The organism is Cellulomonas septica (assembly GCF_012396155.1).
GTDB lineage: Bacteria > Actinomycetota > Actinomycetes > Actinomycetales > Cellulomonadaceae > Cellulomonas > Cellulomonas septica.
The window spans coordinates 1-1,407 of the sequence record NZ_JAAXOY010000792.1 but is presented as its reverse complement, the minus strand read 5'-3'; the positions used below and the strand labels follow the sequence as shown (position 1 = coordinate 1,407).

1 protein-coding gene is annotated in these 1,407 nt (G+C 75.0%); it reads right to left on the bottom strand.

Annotated elements, in window-relative coordinates; translation table 11 throughout:
- Positions 1-157 precede the first annotated feature (157 nt).
- The coding region (locus HGA02_RS19210) for a S1C family serine protease (RefSeq protein ID WP_168680982.1) at positions 158-1,407 on the bottom strand (1,250 nt) is incomplete at its 5' end.

The window sequence follows — 1,407 nt, the reverse complement described above, 5'->3', positions numbered from 1 at the left end:
GTCGGGGTGCGGGGCACCCGTGGGGAGCGGGTGCCCGGCGGTGGCGGTCGGGGTCGACCGCGGTGAGCGGCTCAGGTGTGCGAGCCGCGTGCCGTGCGCGGTCCCGGTGAGCGGTGCTGGTCGGTCACCGGGACCGCGGTCCGACGGGCGGGTGCCGTCAGCCCTGGCCCTGGCCCTGGAACCACTTCCAGAGGTCCTCGGGCGTCATCCCGCCGGGGAGGCCGCCGGGACCCTGCTGGTCCTGGCCCTGCCCCTGGTCGGGGCTCTGACCCTGGCCCTGGTCCTGGCCGCCCTGCGGGTCCTGCGGGGTCGCCGCGGACTCCGGGCGGGCGGCAAGCGTCACGTCGACCTCCGACGCCTTGCCGTCGCGGACGACGGTGAGCGTCGCCTGGTCGCCGGACGCGAGCGCCCGGACGTAGGCCGTGAGCGACTCGGCGCCGCCGACGGCCTTGCCGTCGATCGCGACCACGACGTCCTGGGCCTCGAGGCCGGCCTTCGACGCGGGCGAGTCGGCGCTGACCTCCTCGACGACCGCGCCGCGGCGGGTCACGCCGTCGGCGGTCGCGGTGCCGTCGGAGAGGCTCACGCCGAGGAACGCGTGCTCGGCGGTGCCGTCGTCGACGAGCTGCGACGCGATGTTCTTCACGAGGTTCACCGGGATGGCGAAGCCCAGGCCGATCGAGCCGGACTGCTGCGACATCGTCGCGATCGACGAGTTGATGCCGATGACACGGCCCTGCGCGTCGAACAGCGGACCGCCGGAGTTGCCGGGGTTCACCGCGGCGTCGACCTGGATCGCGTTGGTCACGGTCGCCTGGCTGCCGTCCTCCGCGGAGGTCGACACCGGGCGGTCGACGGCCGACACGATGCCGGTCGTCACGGTGTTGGCGAGGCCGAGCGGGTTGCCGACGGCCATGACGGACTGGCCGACCTCGACCTTGGCGGAGTCGCCGAGCGCGGCCGCGACGAGGTCGTCGGGGGCGTCGTCGAGCTTGATGACCGCGAGGTCGGTCGTCGGGTCGGTGCCGACGACGCTCGCCTCGAACAGCCGGCCGTCGGTCAGCGTGACCTGGACCTTGCCCTGCGCGCCGGCCACGACGTGGTTGTTCGTGACGATGTGGCCCTGGTCGTCGACGATCACGCCCGAGCCCTGGGCGCCGCCCTGGCCGGTGCTGACCTCGATCGCGACGACGGACGGCGCGACGGCCTGCGAGACCGCCTGCCAGTCGGGGGCGTCGTTCGTCGAGCCCGCGACGGGGACCGTGTCGGTCGTGTCGCGGCCGATCTCGGCGAGCGAGGCCGGGCGCGAGCCGTCGGCCCGCTCGTCGCCGATCGTGAACGCGGCACCGGTCGCGGCGACGCCGAGGATCGCGGCGGCCGCGGCGGCGGACACGACCGGGATCCAGG